Below are 18,473 nucleotides of genomic sequence, written 5' to 3'. Positions count from 1 at the left end.
TAAGGATCAGATATCTTTATCATGGGAATTACTCTCACGAGATTTTCCCTATGCTTAACGGTATTTCATCACATCATCAGGGTAGCTCTTTTTCGTACCCTTAGGTTCATCTAGTGACATAGATGGTTTCCTGCCTAGCGGAAATAACTCTTTGATATAACCTCGTGTCACACACTATTATATGGCTTTTCGGTTATTTAGATATATGTTAAATATTTATGAATATCATATAAAAGTAATAAAAAACAAAAAATTTCCTTTCATATATCCTTTAGTGTTTTATAATGGCATACAAAATAGAGTTAATTTTATTCTACACTTTGACCAAATTTGGTCAAAATGATATAATAGAAATAGAAAAAATACTTAAATCACAATTAATATAGCCAAAAATTTAATCAAAGCCTGTGCAAGAACTGACTTAATAGCTACCTCAACCGGATTAAAGAAGGAAGAGGATGAGAAACTTAAATAAATTACTTATACATGTATTTATTATCATTTATATTAGGAGGATTAAGTGCATTACTCCGTCAATTACGTTTATCAATTAGCTCTATAGAGTTTTATAAAGACGTATATAAAAACTATCAAGGGTACGGAATAAGATATTTATTTACCTTATCTTTTATCCCATCAATAATTTATTGTATTTTTATATTAAATTACATAATAACTTTAAAAGATTATTTTAACGGAATACAATCATCAAAAGTTACAGACAACATTGAATATATTATCAATCAATTACCGGAAATTAAATATAATAATTCAAAAATTTCAGTTGAAGAAGTAGGGCCTATATATCTATATAGCAAGAATAACAATAAAATAGTTGTCATTGATACAAAAAATCAAGTTTCTAACAAAGAAAAAAGCAAAATACCGTTTGTACTTGAAGAGAATAAGCTGAAGATAAATTTAATTGTAGCCAATACTAAGAAAAATTTCCCAAGTACCGTTAACTATTCTGAGATATTCAAACAAAATGAAGTAATTTTAACTCCTGAAATAATAAAAAAATATTTTGCCGATAATTTATTATATGCACCAAATTTATTTATTTATTTCGGTATGCCGGCTATTATATTATTTTGGTTTGTAACATTCTTATTAGAGAGAAGTATTATAGTTTTATTAGTATATAGCTTAGCTAATTTACTTACTACTAAAACTTCAATACAAACTTCTATAAGGTTAGTAATGTTTTCAAGCGGAGTCCCGATAATATTACAACCGGTTATTATTATATTAATACCGGAATTAAGCATATTATTACAGCTACTACAAATGTTTACAACTTGTTTAGTATTTGTCGCTATTTGGCAAATTAACAAGAGCCTGTCGAGTTATATATAAGGAAGAATTCATTTAAAGTTATTTATGATATTCTGACCATCTTTTCCACTTCTACTTGACTCTACACAATTAAAGAAAGCATGACGAGCTTGAATTTCATTTGAAAAAAATCCAGCTTCAGCAATTTTTATATACTGTGTTCCTGTATATTGTGCATCTTTATTTATCGTGCTACAAAATTGTTGAGCAAGGTTTGTAGCTTCTTGTAAATCATTTAAAGAGTAATTTATAACTACAGCTTGCCGGCGTGAAACTTATTACTGTTGGATGATAGCGAGGAGATTCAGGAGTTATTATACATGAAGTTAATTCAAAACAAAAAATTAAATATAATAAAACCTTTAATTTTTCTAAAATATAGATGTTTTTAGTCATAATTATAATAGTTTATATTAACAAGCTAATTTTTTATTAAATAATATAATTATATACTTGACTAAATTACTTGGGTATTGTAGATATAAAACAATTTTAAGTTTTAATAGGTTGGTTATATGATGCTGACGACGAAAGGAAGATATGCCGTAATGGCAATACTTGAAATGGCTGCAAAATCAAGTGCCGAACCGGTCACTTTGAATGAAATTTCCGTAAAACAAAATATATCGCTTAACTATTTAGAGCAGATATTTTCTAAACTTAAAAAAGCTGATTTAGTTAAGGCTATTAGAGGCTCGAAAGGGGGATATGTTTTAATAGGTAACCTAGAAGAAATAAAAATTTCCGATATTATGGATGCTGTTAACGAAAATTTTATAATGACTACTTGCTATAAGAAGTCAGTTAAAACTTGTGTACCTGATACAATAAAATGTAATTCGCATAAATTATGGAAAGGTCTTGGTAAGCATATTAGAGATTATTTTGAAAATATCTCAATTAAAGATGCTTTAGAGCTAAGTATTATTTAAATATATGATATATTTAGACCATAATGCTACTACCTTCATCGATCCTAAGATTAAAGAATATATCATAAGTTTAATGGACAAGGAGCTTAACCCTTCATCAGCACATAGCTCAGGTAGATTTGCTAAGAATGTTATAGAAACGGCACGTTCGCAAATAGCGACAGCTCTTGGTATAACCCTATCATCTAGAGAATATGATATTACTTTTACCTCATCAGGGACTGAGAGTAATAATTTAATAATGAAAAATTTTTACGACGGCGATATTTTTATTTCAGCTATTGAACATTTATCGATATATAACCATATAAAGCATGCTCCAAATATTAAAATTATAAGAGTTAATACGCAAGGGCTAGTTGATTTAGAACATTTAGAAGAGTTGTTAGCTCAAAGTAATACTAGTAAAAAACTAGTTTCTGTAATGATGGCTAATAATGAAAGCGGAGTTTTACAAGATATAGCGGAGATAGGCAAAATAACTAAAAAATATGATGCTAGATTTCATAGCGATTTAGTGCAAGGTTTTGGTAGAATACCTATAAATATCAAAGAATTAGGATTAAATTTTGTGACAATTTCAGGGCATAAAATAGGAGGGGGGCAGGGTGGTGCTGCTTTAATCTCTAACTCTAACTTTCAAGTTACTCCAATAATTATAGGAGGAGGGCAGGAAAAGTCAGTACGCTCAGGTACTGAAAATGTTTTAGCTATTGCAGGTTTTGGTTTAGTAGCTGAATTAATAACAAAAGATATCTCAGAAAAATATATAAAAATCAAAAGCTTACAAGAAATTTTAGAGAAAAAATTAAAAGAATATCCAAACGTAAATATTGTTAGTAATAGCGTAGCGAGATTACCTAATACTACCTTAATTACTATACCGAATACGGATGCACAAGTGAAATTAATCGGGTTTGATTTACGTAATATTTGCATAAGTTCCGGCTCTGCTTGCTCATCAGGAAAAATATCTAAATCACACGTATTAACCAATATGGGTATAGGAGAAGAAGAGGCAAACTCCTCTATTAGAGTATCTTTGAGCCATACTAATACGGTAAGTGATATAGAGGCTTTTATAGAAGCTTTTGAAGAAATTTACGAATATGAACTTTCCAACTCCGTCATTACGAGGAAAATTACGAAGTAATTGACAAAGCAATCTCAGGATATTTGACGAGATTGCCACGCTCCTTACAGTCGTTCGCAATGACAAAAAAAAATTAATTTAATAAACCATATGAACCAACAATTAAACAATTTAACCTTGCCGATATATATGGATTATCAGGCAACAACCCCACTAGATCCAAGGGTAATGGATGAGATGCTGCCGTATTTCACTACCAAATTCGGGAATCCTCATTCACGTAGTCATTCTTTCGGCTGGGAAGCAGAAAACGCCGTTGAAGAGGCAAGGAGTAGAGTAGCAAAGTTAATAGGAGCGGATGCTAAAGAAATTATTTTTACCTCCGGTGCAACCGAATCCAATAACCTTGCAATAAAGGGAATAGCAAAATTTTACGGCAATAAAAAGAATCACATTATTACTATAGTCAGTGAACATAAATGCGTACTTGACGCTTGCAGGCACTTAGAGCAAGAAGGTATAAAAATCACATACTTACCAATTAAACCAAATGGAATAATCGATTTAGAAACTCTAAAAAATGCCATTACTGATCAGACTATGTTAGTTTCAGTTATGGCGGTTAATAATGAAATAGGTGTTGTTCAGCCTTTAAAGGAAATTGGGAAAATTTGCCGTGAAAGAGCCGTTTTTTTTCATTCCGATATTGCTCAAGGATTCGGTAAAATTCCAATTGATGTTAACGAGTTTAATATTGATCTTGCTAGTATCTCAGGGCATAAAATTTACGGTCCGAAAGGAATAGGTGCCTTATATGTAAGGAAAAAACCTCGTGTGCGTGTTACGCCGCTGATAAACGGCGGTGGGCAGGAGAGAGGGATGCGTTCGGGTACATTACCGACTCCTTTAATCGTAGGGCTTGGCATGGCTGCTGAAATAGCGTATAGTGAGATGGAAAAAGATACTAAGCACGTAAATTACTTATTTGATAGGTTTTTGAATAATATACACAACCGAATTTCAGAAGTTTATTTAAACGGCGATAAAGATCAAAGATATAAAGGCAATCTAAATCTAAGCTTTGCCGGAGTAGAGGGAGAGTCAATTATCCTTGCTATTAAAGATTTGGCGGTTTCCTCCGGTTCTGCTTGTACTTCTGCCTCTCTAGAGCCGTCATATGTTTTGCGTTCCATGGGAATCGGTGAAGAGCTTGCCCATACTTCGATCAGGTTTGGCATAGGTAGATTTACTACCGAGCAGGAAGTTGACTACGCAGTAGATTTAATATGTTCAAAAATCGATAAATTAAGAGAATTAAGTCCTCTTTGGGAAATGATGCAAGAGGGTATTGATTTGAAGAAGATTAAGTGGGCTGCACATTAACGCTGTCATACCGTGGCTTGTCCACGGTATCCAGTAATTAAAAAATAATTTTTAAAGTTAAAAGCTCGATTTATCTCGCTTTTTTCTGGATACCGTGGACAAGCCACGGTATGACGCCCTATAAAAATAAAAAGAGAATAACAATGGCTTATAGCAAAAAAGTGATAGATCATTATGAAAATCCTCGTAATGTTGGGTCACTTGATAAAGAGAAAAAAAACGTCGGAACGGGACTAGTTGGAGCTCCTGCTTGCGGTGACGTTATGAAGTTACAAATCGAAGTTGATGATGATGGTATTATTACGGATGCTAAATTTAAGACATTCGGCTGCGGTTCGGCTATTGCTTCAAGTTCTTTAGTAACTGAATGGGTTAAAGGAAGATCGATAGATGATGCTGGAGAGATTAAAAATACCGAAATAGCAAAAGAATTGTCGCTTCCACCGGTAAAATTACATTGCTCACTACTTGCTGAAGATGCAATAAAAGCAGCTATAGCCGATTACAAACAGAAAAAAGAAAGCAAAAAAGACTTTTAAAACATGAAAAATGTTATTTCATTAACTGATTCTGCTGCAAAGCAAGTAAAATTGCTAATAGAAAAACGAGCCAAGCCTACCTTTGGTATTAGGGTAGGGGTTAAGTCAGGCGGTTGTGCCGGTCAGACTTATTATGTTGAATATGCCGATAGTAAAAATCAATTCGATGAAGTAGTTGAAGAAAAGGGCGTACGGATACTAATCGACCCAAAGGCATTAATGTATATTCTAGGTTCTGAAATGGACTATGTAGAGACTAAATTCAAATCCCAATTCACTTTCACCAATCCCAACGAAAAAGCTAATTGCGGCTGCGGCAAATCTTTTAGTGTATAATCCCACTTGATTAATTACCCACTATGTATTATTCTATAAGTATACTCTGCTGCTCTCTAGAATTGTTTCTGTAAAACTTCGGAGGACTCTCGCATGCTCACCTATTAAATATAGGCTGTGCGTACTTGCTTCTCGTTTTACATTCCAATTCTCTAAATCATTTGAGTATATATATGATATAAAAAGTAATTTATATGACACAAGCATGTATATTAAAACCGGATACTAAAGGAAGAATAACACTTGGTAAATTAGCTAAAGGGGTAAGTAGCTTTCATGTTATTGTTAATAGTAAAAAAGGACAAATTATTTTAGAACCCTATACGGAAATACCTTTAAAAGAAAGTTGGTTATTTAATAATAAAAAGGCTTTAACACAATTAAACAACGGTATTAAAGATTCTGGTAAAGGACAAGTTAAATTTATAGAAGACTTTAGTAAATATTTAGATGATGACCTTTAAAATTCTTTTTACTATTCAGGCTAGTAAAGATTTGGAAGAACTTGAAAATAATAAGGGATTAGAAAAACGTTTAAAAGCAGTGAAAAAAACACTGGCATATCTACAAGTAAATCCTCGCCATCCTAGTTTAAATACCCATAAATATAAATCTGTTAAAGGAAATAACGGAGAGGAAATATTTGAAGCTTATGCTGAAAATAATACTCCTGCTGCTTATAGAATTTTTTGGCATTACGGACCAAACAAAGATAACATAACTATTCTAGCAATTACGGCACATCCATAAAAAGCAGGTTGCGGCTGCGGCAAATCTTTTAGTACATAACAATTATATAATTAAAATATGTTAAACTGGATTTATAATAAAATATTCTCTTATCTTTCACCTAATATTGAAAGCTTACAAAAAGAACTAGAAAAAAGAATTGTACTCTTTCCTACGCTTAGTAAAGAAGAAAAAGAAAACAGGGCTAAAATTAAACTGATGAGAGATGCTGATATCGAAGTTGATAAAAGCTCTATTCTAGAAGCAATAGTAAAATCACTACAAGATATTAAAGCAAATGCCCCTTACATTCTCCTTGATCTTCAGTATTATAAACAGATCCATCTAGGTAATATGATGTTTTCTAATTTTTCATCTGATTTGCTACTTCGGATGTTTTTAACCTTGTCTAAATTTCACCAAGGACGGTTTATATTATTTAATAAAAATGAGCATGGAATCAAAATAATTCAAGGTAATAAAGTACATGACCTTGATAATATGGAGGGAATAAAGATTGAGCAAGAATATGGATATTCGGTTTACAATATTAAAGTTGACGGATTAGAATCTGCTGAATATGTTTTAAATGTCAGCAATATTAAAGCTCTAGATTCTAATGCTGCCGTTGTTGGAGGAAATCTTAAATTTAATAATCAAGGAGTCCCTTTTTCCATTATTGCAGAGAATATAGAAAATATAGGTTTTGATTTAAGAGCAGCCTCTACCTTTCAAGAGATATTCGCAAAAATATTTTCATATTTTTGCTTTTCTATGAAAATATATGATTTAAAAAACAGTCATATTACAGGTGGAAAAGATACTAGCGGGCATTATGAATATGTTAATAATACAAACACAACCGGACATTTAGATAAGTTTCAGGATAATGAAATTGTATTCTATGAAAATCCGAATGGTAATTGTTTTTTAGGTAATCAGCCAGAAATATTAGGTAAATTATTAGATGGAATGATTGTGTAGATTACGAATCCCACTTGATTAAAATATAATTTGTATGACTCAAACATGTATATTAAAACCGGTCGAACCATATACAGAAATACAGCTAAATTCACAAAGCTTCAGACAGGATGAATTTAATAGTAAGTCTGCGGAGCGTACAATAGTACGTGAGCACAGACTTAACTCGAAAAATTCGCCTGTATCAAGCTTTGTGAATGACGCTGTACCTTTAAAGAAAATTGGCTCTTTAATAATAAAAAGCCCTTAACACAATTAAAATAACGGTATTAAAGATTCTGCTAAAGGACAAGTTAAATTTATAGAAGATTTCAGTAAATATTTAGATGATGACCTTTAAAATTCTTTGATAACATCACTATTCTAGCAATTACAGCACACCCATAAAAAGCCGATTTTTTATCTATTGCTAAAAATCATTATTTCAGCTATTTTAAAGCTGTTTCTTTAAATTAGGTTATATGTCAAAAAAATTAGGTTTCTGGGCAGTTTTTGCCTTAGTGACTGGCAGTCAAATCGGTACTAGCGTTTTTATATTGCCGTTAAGTTTAGCACCGTTCGGTATATACAGCATTTGGGGTTGGGTACTTTCATTATTCGGTGCTATGAGTATAGCACTCGTGTTTTCTACCCTTTGTGCAAAATTTCCTAAAACAGGTGGTCCGCACGTTTATGTACGGGAGAGTTTCGGGGATAAGATAGCTTTCTTCACCGGTTGGACTTACTGGGTTATATCCTTTGTCAGTACTAGTATAGTTGTTATTTCAGCGATAGGTTATCTAACACCTTTTTTTAAATCACAAGCGATTTTAGATTTAATATTACAGATAATATTATTAGCTGCTATTACGGTCTTAAATTTAAAAGGTCCTGAAGTAGCAGGAAAAGCAGAGTTTTATTTAACATTACTGAAGTTTGTACCTTTGTTAATAGTAGGTTTATGTGCATTATCTCATTTTAATATAGATAATATAGCTATTGCCGAGGAAGTAGAAGTTTTAAGCATTCCAACTATTATGGGAAGAGTTGCACTTCTCACTTTTTGGGGATTTATCGGTGTTGAGTGTGCAACTACTACGGCAGGAGCGGTAAAAGATCCAGCAAAAACCATTCCAAGAGCCATAATAGTTGGAACTTTCTGCGTGGCGGTGTTATATATTATCAATAGCATAGGTATAATGGGATTAATCCCTGCTTCTGAACTTATTAGCTCTAAAGCTCCTTATGCCGATGCCGCTACATTATTATTTGGGGGTAAATGGTCAAGCGTAATTACGGTTATAGCCTCGATTATATGTATAGGTACACTCAATGCTTGGGTGCTAACTAGCGGACAGATAGCTCTTGGGCTTGCAGAAGACGGATTATTACCGAAATTTTTTGCTAAGAAAAATAGCAATAACGCTCCAACTTACGGAATTATTGTAAGCTGCCTTGGCATTGTGCCTTTCTTAGTCTTTACGGCAAATGATAATTTTGCAAAACAGATTACACAAATAATAGATTTTTCGGCAATAACATTCTTATTCGTCTATTTAATTTGTAGCTTAGCTTTCTTAAAGGTGATTTTTAGTTCAAAAGAAAATTTTTCTTATTATTATTTACTTATAGCCATAATATCGATTATCTTTTGTGTATGGGTTATCTATGAAACACCTATTAAAACTCTGATTATAGCTAGCTCCTTTACAGTGGCAGGGATACCTCTATATTATTTATGGTATAAATGTCATTCCCGTCTATGAGCGTTGTCTATTGAACCGTCATTGCGAGGAGCGAAGCTTTGCTGCAATCTAGTTAAACATCCTGAGATTGCTTCGTCAATTACTTACGTAATTTCCTCGCAATGACGATTCGCAAGCAAGAGAACGACATAAGAGAACTAATAAACATGACAAAAATCCGCATTAATCTACTTAGAAACTTATTCACGGAATATAATATAGACGGTTATATAATACCGTCTAACGATAAATATATGAGTGAATATGTACCCGATTATGCTAAAAGGCTTGAATATATCACAGGTTTTACCGGTTCAAACGGCATGGTTATCATATATAAGGATTCAGCATTATTTTTTACCGACGGGCGTTATTTAGAGCAAGCAAACAAAGAACTTGATTTAGAGGTCTTTAAGGTTTTTGATTTAAAAGATATATCTAATTTTAGTAAAGACATAAAAATAGGTTACGATCCTGAATTATTTACTTATCCCGCCATATCAAATTTAAAGTTCAATTTTCAGAAGATTAACGGAAATTTAGTTGATAAGATTTGGCATAATCAGCCATCAGAGCCAAACTCTAAAGTTTATTTACATGATATTAAATTTGCGGGTGTTAGTTATACTGATAAAATAAGTAAATGTCGTGAAATTTTATCTTTGTCATTGGATCCCGCAGTCAAGCCGCAGGATGACACCGAGCAATATGCCCTAATCATTCTAGACAGCTCCTCCATATGTTGGTTACTAAATTTGCGGGCTAGTGACGTTGTTTATACGCCTTTAATGTTTGCAAAAGTTATACTCACTTCTACACAACTATATTTGTTTATAAATCCTACAAGAATCGATGCCAAAATTATTAATGCACGTCCTGAAATAACAATTTTACCGGAAGAAGAATTTGAAAATATTTTAAAGAGTCATAACAATATTTTTATTGATGATACTATAGCATCTATTCATATAATGGATTTAATAGCTGATAAAAAAGTACGAAAAATTACCGATCCATGCTTAACGCTTAAAGCGTGTAAGAATGATGTAGAAATTAAACATGCAATTGATTTTCATATTAAAGATGCAGTAGCTCTATGCGAGTTTTTTGCTGATTTGGATAAAAATATCCGTCATTGCGAGGAGACACAAAGTGTCGACGTGGCAATCTCAGAAAGGGATAATGAGATTGCTACGCATTCTATGAATGCTCACAATGACGAATTGACCGAACACACCCTCGGTTTAAAACTTACCGAATATAGAGCTAAACAAGAGGGGTATGTTTCGGATAGTTTTTCTGCTATTTGCGGATTTCAGAAGAATAGTGCCATTATTCATTATAGAGCTGTTCTGGAAAGTGCTAAAAAAATTATAGGGCAGGGGATATTACTAATAGATTCTGGGGGTCAGTACCAAGGTGCTACTACCGATATAACAAGGACAATCGTGATAGGTACGCCGACTGATGAGCAGAAAAAGCGTTATACGCAAGTACTAAAAGGACATATTGCTTTAGCTAAAGCAATATTCCCAAAAAATATCATCGCAGGAGCTAATCTTGATATACTAGCTCGGCAATATTTATGGCAAGAAATGCTAGATTATCCACACGGTACTGGTCATGGGGTAGGGACCTTCTTAAGTGTGCATGAAGGACCGCAAAGCATAAATATTCGTAATAAAACAATACTTAAAGCAGGTATGATTTTATCTAACGAACCAGGTTTTTATATTCCGGGAAAATACGGAATTAGAATCGAGAATTTAATGTATGTAAAAGAAAATAATGGTTGGCTTGAGTTTGAGACCTTAAGCCTAGCACCTTATGCTAGTAAATTGATTGATGTGAAACTACTTAATATTGATGAAATAAATTATATTAAGGAATATTATAACAAAATTAGAGCTAAAATTTATGATTTATTATCTCCGCAAGCGAGGGATTGGCTTAATAATGAAATAAATTTATTTTTACAATCATTATTGTAATTGACGTTTCCGCTATTTATTGGTATAAAGTCTATACATTTCTAATTTCTACATTGGGACGTCGCCAAGTGGTAAGGCAACGGTTTTTGGTATCGTCATTCGGAGGTTCGAATCCTCCCGTCCCAGCCATTCGTCAATTTTCAATATTTTAATTATAAAAAAAAATGCTTAAATCATCCTTATTAAATATAACAAAGCTAATTCTGTTGGTAATGCTACCTTTCTTTGGAGTTACTTTAAACGCATTCGCTGAAACTAACTCTTCTGTTTCAGATAAATTAAAAAACATTGAATCTAATACTGAAGGGCGTTTAGGTGTTTTTGCTATTAATACAGAAAATGGGCATATTATAAAATATCGTGCTGATGAAATTTTCCCCACTCAATGTACATCTAAAACAATAGGTGTTGCTGCAGTTTTAAAAAAGAGCATGTCAGATCCTTCGTTGCTTTTACAGAGAATTACCTATTCAAAAAAAGATTTTGAATTAGGTGGATGGAGTCCTATCACGGAAAAACATGTTTCTGAGGGAATGACAGTTAAAGAACTGTGTTCTGCTGCAATAAGTTTTTCTGATAATACAGCTATGAATCTTTTATTAAAAACAATTGGTGGCATTCAGGGCATGAATGATTTTGCCCGCTCTATAGGCGATACCTCGTTTAGACAGGATAATGATTGGCCAGCAGATAAAACTTTAGATAGACCTCAAAGAGATTTTCGTTCAAGTATTCCAAATGGTTGGATAGTTGGCAATAAAACCGGTACAGGAGGTGCTTACGGCTCAACTAACGATCTTGCAATTATTTGGCCACCAAAGCACACACCAATTTTTGGTATTGAAGAATTTATTGCAAAAGACAAAAAATTGAAAGCTTTATGATTACTGAAGTTAAATCAAAAAAGTAAATATAAAGAGGGTAAAGCTGAAAGAAGTTTCGACAGGACTAAATTTGAGCATCGCATGAAAGGGCATTAATATATATATTAGTGCAATTATAAAAGTTCCATAATCTATATTATGGAAAATGAATATATTGGTAAATGTTCTTTTATTGGTAAATGTTCTTTTATATGTTCACTAATTAAAACATTTTCAAATTTATTGTTATCTAGATTCATTGCTTTATTATAGTGATGGTGCATTCGATTGGATTTGAACCAACGACCTTTGCCTTCGGAGGGCAATGCTCTATCCAGCTGAGCTACGAATGCAAATGTTGTTATTCGTTATTGTGTGCGGATACCAAATCGTCATTGCGAGGAGCGAAGCGACGTGGCAATCTCATGAAATAATGCTCCTGAGATTGCTTCGTCAAAACTTACAGTTTTTCCTCGCAATGACGTCTTGAATATCTATGTAGACAACCTATACGCAACAACGATTAATAAGAGCGATCCAAAATAAATCTAATAATCGAAAACAAATAATCTTTATAAATATTCTGAACCGGAATTTTATTTAATAATTTATTTGCTTCATTTTCTAAGTTACTCAAATAATTAACTGTTTCATTGTAGATTTCATGCTTTATCATTAAGTCACGTATTTGTATAAACTCATCATTAGTACGCTTATCGCATTTAATTATATTTTCAAGCCAAAGCTGCTTATCTTGCTCTAGCTTATTATATAAAAAAATCAGCGGTAATGTAACTTTTCCTTCTAAGAAATCATCACCGATATTTTTACCGACCTGTTTATCATTACCCAAATAATCAAGTACATCATCTATAACCTGAAATATCGTTCCGAGTAATTTCCCAAAGTCTTGCATATCTTTAGAAATATGATCCGCCTGCTCTGCTATAATAGCTCCAACTTCACAAGAAGCTCCAAATAGTTCGGCGGTTTTAGATTTAACTATTTGCTGATATTCTTCGATAGTTATAATGCGTCGCTCATTTAGCTTAACTAGCTGTACTACCTCCCCTTCGGAAATAATTGCCGAAGCTTTAGCTAGAACATTCATAGCTTTAATAGAGCCGGAAGCTACCATTAATTTGAAAGATTGGCTGAAGAGGAAATCACCCACTAAAATACTTGTTTTACTCCCCCAAATAACATTAGCCGTGGGCTTGAATCTTCTTAAGGTACTTTCATCTACTACATCATCATGAAGTAATGTAGCGGTATGAATAAATTCAACGGCACTTGCAAGCTTTATATGGTTATCACCTTTATAATCAAACATTTTAGCGGTTATTATAGTTAAAAGCGGACGAATTCTTTTACCACCCGCCTCTAGTAAATATTTACCGACCTTTTCTATTAACTCTTCATCACTTTTTAAACAGCTAATGATTAAATCGTTTAACTTAGTTACTTCATCTTTTAAATCTTGCTGTATTTTTACTATAATGTTCATGGTATTTTTATAAATTTTTTCGTCATTGCGAGAAGGTATTATTGCGTGGATCAATTTCATCGCTGTCATCCCGTGGACAAGCCACGGTATGACACTTAAAATTCATCGAGTATACATTCCTCTAATATTTTTTGATTGATATTAGGAATTAACTCCATAATTTTTTCTTTTACATTTTCACCGGGTTTCACTTTTTTTACTGCTGCTTGATATAAAGATAAATAATATAAAGGTATAATTTTATTTATATCATCTATATTACCTATTTTAGCTTTGTTTAAATCGGATAAATTAAACTCATACTCAATGCTAGCATCAATTAAATTATATGAATTCGGGTGATCGGAAATGGTTTTTAAAAATGATTTTAGAGCATCTCCGTATACTTCTTTGCTCTCGTTGGATAAGTTTTTAAAATCACCTACGCTATATACATATAGACTTAAAACATCTATTATTTTGGAGTAATCATTAATTACTATCGTACCTTTACTGTAAGAATCTTTAAGAGCATTTACTATAGTTTCATTTGTTATATTAAATCCCGATGCGTTTGAATATAGACTTAAAGCATTTATCTGTGCTCTAGTTAATTTATTTAATTCAGTAACTAAATTAATATTTAAATTAAAATTATATTGCCTATCTTCAAAAATACTAAAATTATATTGTTTATTATTATTTAAAATATAGCTTAGTTCATTATTAAAATCTTTATATAGATTATTATCGGAAAGTTTAAACAGATAGGTTTGCCTATCGTAATATTTCTTTATAAATTCTAATGAACCTATTATAAAACCCGGTTTTAGCTTAAATTGCGAATCTATCAAAAGATCAATATTATTATTGCCGAAATCGTTTAACTTACCTTTATATAATAAATTAATATTATTTTCAAAGTTATTACTATTTATTTTTGCATTAGTAACTTCAATTGTTAAATCTTTAGCAATATTTTTAAAATTCAAACTACTAGTACTAATCAAGAAATTACCGGAAAATTTGAAATTATTATTCCAAGCGGGTCTATATAATAATAAGCCGGCAGGTATTATTCTATCTTCAAGGTTACTTTTTACTATTTCGGTTTCATAATAAATTTCTAATTTTTGCGGTATATTATCAAGGAAATCCTGTTTACTTATATAATACTTACTTTTGTCAAATAACATAGTAAGTATAGTATGATCTTCTTCATATAATTTTTGATTATCGACTAAGTCAAAAATTTCTGTTTTACCGGAAGTAAATTTAATATTTTCTATTAAATTTATAACTTCAAATAAATCTTTTTTTGATCGTACTATTTCAAATAATTTAAAATTTAACGGTATTTTTGTTGATAATATACAGTTCTCATTATAAAATCTTACTCCAAAGCCTCTTTGAACCGGCTTAAATTTTCCGAATGCTTCTCCGGAAAAATTTATAAATAATTTCTGCTTAAGTAAATCATAACCGATATTTATCGGTGTGGTGAATTCAATTGCTCTATTAATACTCTCTTCTTGCCAATTAATTACCGAAATACCTAATTTAAAAGGAAAACCATATGGCTGAACTTTAGAAAATTTAATAAGATATTGCTGATTAGGATTATTATCAGCCTCTTCTATATTAAGGTTAGTATCGGCATATTTTTGATTTATAGAGTGTGATAAAGAGAACATAATAGCAAACCATAGCCCACTATATGCGAGTATAATAAAGATAGTTATAAATAATATTATTTTAAGAATTTTTTTCATCTTTAAATTGTTTCAGTTGTCATCCCGTGATTTATTCACGGGATCCAGTTAAAAATACTAATATTATTAGTATTTTTAGTTGTTTTACTGGATACCGTGGACAAGCCACGGTATGACACCCAGCAATGACTTTTATTTACACAGCTCTATATATTCCTTATTCAATTTTATAACGTTCCAAATCCATAAACTCATCATAACTATAAAAATTACTAATAAATATATTATAATAGAATCAAAGGTAGCAGTCGGAATAATAATAAATATCAAAGACTGGATAAATGCTCCAAGCGATTTACCGAATTTAGTACCTATTACCTCTACGGCAGCTTTTCCCTTAGTTCTAAGCTCTAAAGATAAAGGAATATACGCCATTTCTTTTGTTGAATCGAATAATGAATATTTGGACGATTTACTAAGTATGTTCTGAATAGCTCCAACAATAATCGCTGCATATAGAAGATTAAAATCACCGAAACATGCCCCTATTTCTTCAATAAAAATTATAAAGATAAAAAACATCAAGCCGGTAATAGACAACATAATAGGAGTTAATAATGCAGAAATGAGCCAACCGAGCCTTCTAAGGATATTGCTGCCTATTACCATGAAAGTAACGCATGATATCCCCATCCAAATATTAAACCTGCCCATAAAGTTAACATAGTCTATAGTGTTTGGATGTAATTCTTTTATTTTTGCTTTCCAAGGTCCTTCGACTATATTTATTAATAATCCATAACAAATTATTAGTAAAGCAATACGACCTATATATTTTGAGTGAATTACTAATTTGATACTTTCAATTACCGAAAGTTTTGTTTTCGTTTTAGCCGTAACTTTTTTTGTATCTAAAACATTTATGGAATCCGTTAAAATAAATCTATTTATTATTCTAAATAGAAGCATAGCAACTATTCCTGCAGCAACAATAATTGACATGATTGGCTGAAGCATTATAGCATTTCCGGCAGATGAATTAAAAGAATCCGGTAATAATTCTGAATCAATGACATCCTGCCCGCTTGAGAAAAAGACAAGTACGCTGCCTGCTATTATAAGACCTATATTACCGACCATTCCAAGAACTGGATAGAATCTTTTAGCTTTAGAGGTATCAAAAATGTGATTGGCAAACTGCCAAAACATTAAGTTTATGACTACTGCACTCCATAATTCCGAGAAAATATACATCAGTGCATAACTCCATTTACTACCTATTTTAATGAACCATTTAAAATTAGGGTATGAAGCAATTAAATTATTTATCATTTCATCATTAGGATGATAAATATCTTGATTGGGATAAATAATATAGGCAAATAATAAGAAAAATAGTAAAAAACTGCCGACTATAATGTAGAAAATATATTCAAAATTTAATTTATTACTAAGCTTAACATAAAGTACGGTAAAAATTACGCACGAGGGTAATACTAACCATAATTTTAAGAAACTAATAATTTCGGCCCCCATAGAGGGTACTACTAAACTATCTTTGATAGATCTTAAAGCCCCAAAATTAAAAAGGATACATAACATCATTAAAGCCATAGGTATAAATAGCTTTAATTCTTTCCTTTCTATAGGCCAAATTATTTCTTTAACTTTTTCAAAGAAAATTTTAGGCGGTAACATTTTTATTGTAACCTTACATATTAAAGTTAACTTTTAAATCTCTTAAGTGCTAAAGTCAATTAAAATAATTAATTTATACTACTCCAAGGTGTTATTTCTCTATATTGCCAGTAATATTTTGTGATTTTATCTAATTTGTCCTGATTTGTCTTCCATAGTTCATGCTTATCGGTAGTCCATGGCTTAGGTCCTGCATAGTGTAAAATGAAGTAAGAAAAATAAGGGCTTTGATTCTCAAAATATGTACAAAAGTTCCATCTCATCGACAAAGGATAAATGTAATCATGAAAAGCTATATTTAACACATCTTGATCAGGAAGGGAAAAGTCACATTCTGATTTTTTTATAGTTTCTAATATCGCAGATTCAGTTTGTTTTTCTCGCATATTTTTTAAGTTTAAAAATACTATCCCGCTATTTTTGTAAGAATGAGCCATATTTCTTTTACATTCTTTTATCAATTTATGATTACAATATGTAATACCTGTATCGATGCTACCTGCGGCAATATAATTACTCATATCTATTTTTTTAAGAGAATTCAAATCATGCAACACTACAATATCCGCATCAAGATATAATATAGAGTCTAGATGAGGAAAGATTTGATCAAAATATAACCTATACATTACTAAACTAGGCCAATTATCCGAAAATTTTATTTTCTTATCTTTTAAAGCTTGATTTAATATATTTTCAGGAAAAGTAGTAAAATCTATAGAATAATCTCGGATATATTTCATGGAAGCTAATTTTTCCATTGATTCTTGACTAACATGGTCATTAGAATCCATAACAATATGAAATCTATAGAAACTATCTAAATCGCTATTTAGTAAACTAGAGGCTATTACTGCACCGGCATGAATAGCAAACTTATCATTAATAGTTAATGCTATATCGAGTATGTTATTTTGTCTTATACCGGTTAACTTAATTACATTTTGTATTTCTTCTATAGCAAGCTTATAATCAGTTTGTATAGTTTTTTCATTAAAAGATGACCTGCCTAGTAAGTGAATTAAGCTAAGCCTATATAAGCATCTAGCAGTAAGTTCCGGTATATTAAGAGAGATTAAACTATTTAAAAAAGGAATCTCATCCGCTGTATAACCGCTATAATATTTTAGGAAATCATCATTATTTTTAATATTTCTTTTACTTTTCCTTCGTGACCTAAAATAATGAGTTTAGCTAAATTAATCGCAGCTTTTTTAGTATATAAAGTATCTAAACCGTAACTACCGTTTTTAATCGCTTTATATTGCTGAACTAGAGTAGCATTTTTGTCTAGATAATAAGCAATCATAACCCTTTGCTACCTCTAAACGTACCATTCCGTCTTCTACTTGAAAAGAGCAAATTTTTTCTAACCTTGCTTTATTTCTTGAGTTTAAAGTTTCGCTATCTTCTAATTGCTCAAGTACTAGATCAAAATTTAATTGATCTTCACGTATTATACTATAGAACTTTTTATAACTATAAGTCCCAATATCCATAACACAACTTGTATTTTTATGCATTCTGTAATTACTTATGAAAAAAGTAGTAATAACTATTATCAGTAGAAAAATAAAAAAGGATAATATTAAATTCGTACGAGACATTTATATTTATAAAAAATTAATGTACGGATTTTAACAATTAATAACAAAAAGAGCAATA

The 18,473-nt window shown here is 31.4% G+C and carries 18 protein-coding genes, 2 tRNA genes and 1 pseudogene; 15 read left to right on the top strand and 6 right to left on the bottom strand.

The window, feature by feature from the left end; translation table 11 throughout:
• Nucleotides 1-181 precede the first annotated feature (181 nt).
• The 15 genes from H6P87_RS04220 to H6P87_RS04150 all read left to right on the top strand — a co-directional run bounded on the left by H6P87_RS04220 (nt 182) and on the right by H6P87_RS04150 (nt 11,933).
• Nucleotides 182-343: an Rpn family recombination-promoting nuclease/putative transposase gene (locus H6P87_RS04220; protein ID WP_371920387.1), complete on the top strand. Its 162-nt coding sequence runs from the start codon at nt 182-184 to the stop codon at nt 341-343.
• 143 nt (nt 344-486) lie between these two features.
• Nucleotides 487-1,359: a DUF1189 family protein gene (locus H6P87_RS04215; protein WP_202068460.1), complete on the top strand. Its 873-nt coding sequence runs from the start codon at nt 487-489 to the stop codon at nt 1,357-1,359.
• Nucleotides 1,360-1,853: 494 nt separating this feature from the next.
• Nucleotides 1,854-2,270 (top strand): Fe-S cluster assembly transcription factor, encoded by a 417-nt coding sequence (locus tag H6P87_RS04210; RefSeq protein WP_202068455.1) that lies wholly within the window; start codon nt 1,854-1,856, stop codon nt 2,268-2,270.
• Nucleotides 2,271-2,274: 4 nt separating this feature from the next.
• A complete protein-coding gene (locus tag H6P87_RS04205; protein ID WP_202068452.1) occupies nt 2,275-3,423 on the top strand; it encodes a cysteine desulfurase family protein in 1,149 nt (382 codons plus the stop codon).
• Nucleotides 3,424-3,513: 90 nt separating this feature from the next.
• Complete coding sequence (locus H6P87_RS04200; protein WP_202068450.1) at nt 3,514-4,746, top strand: IscS subfamily cysteine desulfurase; 1,233 nt, start codon at nt 3,514-3,516, stop codon at nt 4,744-4,746.
• Nucleotides 4,747-4,889: 143 nt separating this feature from the next.
• Entirely contained in the window at nt 4,890-5,285 is a 396-nt protein-coding gene (gene iscU, locus H6P87_RS04195) for a Fe-S cluster assembly scaffold IscU (RefSeq protein WP_202068443.1), read from the top strand.
• 3 nt (nt 5,286-5,288) lie between these two features.
• Complete coding sequence (locus tag H6P87_RS04190; protein WP_004998325.1) at nt 5,289-5,621, top strand: iron-sulfur cluster assembly accessory protein; 333 nt, start codon at nt 5,289-5,291, stop codon at nt 5,619-5,621.
• A gap of 194 nt (nt 5,622-5,815) precedes the next feature.
• On the top strand, nt 5,816-6,085 hold the full coding sequence (locus tag H6P87_RS04185) for a hypothetical protein (RefSeq protein WP_202068441.1): 270 nt from the start codon (nt 5,816-5,818) through the stop codon (nt 6,083-6,085).
• Nucleotides 6,075-6,371 carry a hypothetical protein gene (locus H6P87_RS04180; protein ID WP_246437730.1) on the top strand — a complete coding sequence of 99 codons (297 nt, stop codon included), beginning with the start codon at nt 6,075-6,077 and terminating at the stop codon, nt 6,369-6,371. Before H6P87_RS04185 ends, H6P87_RS04180 begins: the two co-directional genes overlap by 11 nt.
• 57 nt (nt 6,372-6,428) lie before the next feature.
• Nucleotides 6,429-7,334 (top strand): hypothetical protein, encoded by a 906-nt coding sequence (locus H6P87_RS04175; RefSeq protein WP_246437729.1) that lies wholly within the window; start codon nt 6,429-6,431, stop codon nt 7,332-7,334.
• A gap of 34 nt (nt 7,335-7,368) precedes the next feature.
• On the top strand, nt 7,369-7,584 hold the full coding sequence (locus tag H6P87_RS04170; RefSeq protein WP_202068439.1) for a palindromic element RPE3 domain-containing protein: 216 nt from the start codon (nt 7,369-7,371) through the stop codon (nt 7,582-7,584).
• 211 nt (nt 7,585-7,795) lie between these two features.
• Nucleotides 7,796-9,079 carry an APC family permease gene (locus H6P87_RS04165; RefSeq protein ID WP_202068437.1) on the top strand — a complete coding sequence of 428 codons (1,284 nt, stop codon included), beginning with the start codon at nt 7,796-7,798 and terminating at the stop codon, nt 9,077-9,079.
• Nucleotides 9,080-9,225: 146 nt separating this feature from the next.
• Nucleotides 9,226-11,049, top strand: coding sequence for an aminopeptidase P family protein (locus tag H6P87_RS04160; protein ID WP_202068435.1), 1,824 nt, complete (start codon nt 9,226-9,228; stop codon nt 11,047-11,049).
• A gap of 54 nt (nt 11,050-11,103) precedes the next feature.
• Nucleotides 11,104-11,178: transfer RNA gene (locus tag H6P87_RS04155), tRNA-Gln, on the top strand.
• Nucleotides 11,179-11,213: 35 nt separating this feature from the next.
• Nucleotides 11,214-11,933, top strand: coding sequence for a serine hydrolase (locus H6P87_RS04150; protein WP_202068433.1), 720 nt, complete (start codon nt 11,214-11,216; stop codon nt 11,931-11,933).
• A gap of 131 nt (nt 11,934-12,064) precedes the next feature.
• Here H6P87_RS04150 and H6P87_RS04145 read toward each other — a convergent pair whose 3' ends face one another.
• The 6 genes and pseudogenes from H6P87_RS04145 to H6P87_RS07345 all read right to left on the bottom strand — a co-directional run bounded on the left by H6P87_RS04145 (nt 12,065) and on the right by H6P87_RS07345 (nt 18,331).
• Nucleotides 12,065-12,196 (bottom strand): hypothetical protein, encoded by a 132-nt coding sequence (locus tag H6P87_RS04145; protein ID WP_265738126.1) that lies wholly within the window; start codon nt 12,194-12,196, stop codon nt 12,065-12,067.
• Nucleotides 12,189-12,265 (bottom strand) — tRNA-Arg (locus H6P87_RS04140). The genes H6P87_RS04145 and H6P87_RS04140 overlap by 8 nt, the downstream gene beginning before the upstream one ends.
• 170 nt (nt 12,266-12,435) lie before the next feature.
• The gene (locus H6P87_RS04135; RefSeq protein WP_202068431.1) at nt 12,436-13,419 is read right to left on the bottom strand and encodes a polyprenyl synthetase family protein; all 984 of its coding nucleotides are present in this window, start codon (nt 13,417-13,419) and stop codon (nt 12,436-12,438) included.
• 95 nt (nt 13,420-13,514) lie between these two features.
• On the bottom strand, nt 13,515-15,170 hold the full coding sequence (locus H6P87_RS04130; protein ID WP_202068429.1) for a hypothetical protein: 1,656 nt from the start codon (nt 15,168-15,170) through the stop codon (nt 13,515-13,517).
• Nucleotides 15,171-15,302: 132 nt separating this feature from the next.
• Nucleotides 15,303-16,808 carry a nucleotide exchange transporter Tlc3 gene (gene tlc3, locus H6P87_RS04125; RefSeq protein WP_202068427.1) on the bottom strand — a complete coding sequence of 502 codons (1,506 nt, stop codon included), beginning with the start codon at nt 16,806-16,808 and terminating at the stop codon, nt 15,303-15,305.
• A 68-nt stretch (nt 16,809-16,876) separates the two neighbouring features.
• Nucleotides 16,877-18,331: pseudogene (locus H6P87_RS07345) on the bottom strand (glycosyltransferase family 8 protein).
• Nucleotides 18,332-18,473: the final 142 nt, after the last annotated feature.

The organism is Rickettsia tillamookensis (assembly GCF_016743795.2).
GTDB classification, from domain to species: Bacteria; Pseudomonadota; Alphaproteobacteria; order Rickettsiales; family Rickettsiaceae; genus Rickettsia; species Rickettsia tillamookensis.
This window is presented reverse-complemented; position numbering and strand designations above follow the sequence as displayed.